The organism is Mesorhizobium sp. M5C.F.Ca.IN.020.32.2.1 (assembly GCF_004023105.1).
Lineage (GTDB): Bacteria > Pseudomonadota > Alphaproteobacteria > Rhizobiales > Rhizobiaceae > Mesorhizobium > Mesorhizobium wenxiniae.
In genome coordinates this window covers 1-464 of the sequence record NZ_RZSX01001663.1, presented here as the reverse complement: position 1 = coordinate 464, position 464 = coordinate 1, and the positions used below count along the sequence as shown (strand labels likewise).

At 63.6% G+C, this 464-nt stretch carries 1 protein-coding gene; it reads left to right on the top strand.

All coding sequences use genetic code 11. From position 1 onward, the window contains the following. Positions 1 to 464, top strand: a 464-nt coding sequence (locus EOA86_RS38035) for an ATP-grasp domain-containing protein (RefSeq protein WP_348633395.1), incomplete at both ends; no start/stop codon positions are given.

Below are 464 nucleotides of genomic sequence, written 5' to 3'. Positions count from 1 at the left end.
GCATCATGATCGTCGCCTCGTCATCGGGCGGCATGGAGGTCGAGGAGATCGCCGAGGCCGAACCCGACTCGATTATCCGCGCGACCGTCGATCCCGGCGTCGGCATGCAGGATTTCCAGGCCCGAGAGATCGCCTTTGGCCTCGGCATCGACAATGCGCTGATCGGCCGCGCCACGCAGACACTGCTCGGCTGCTACCGCGCCTTCGTCGACTATGATGCCTCGATGCTTGAGATCAATCCGCTGGTGGTGACGCGCCGCGGCGACCTCGTGGCGCTCGACGCCAAGATGAGCTTCGACGAGAACGCTCTCTTCCGCCGGCCGCATATTTCCGAGATGCGCGACAAGAGCCAGGAAGATCAGCGCGAAACCTTCGCCTCAGACCGCGGCCTGTCATATGTCGGACTCGACGGCAATATCGGCTGCATCATCAACGGCGCCGGTCTCGCCATGGCGACCATGGAC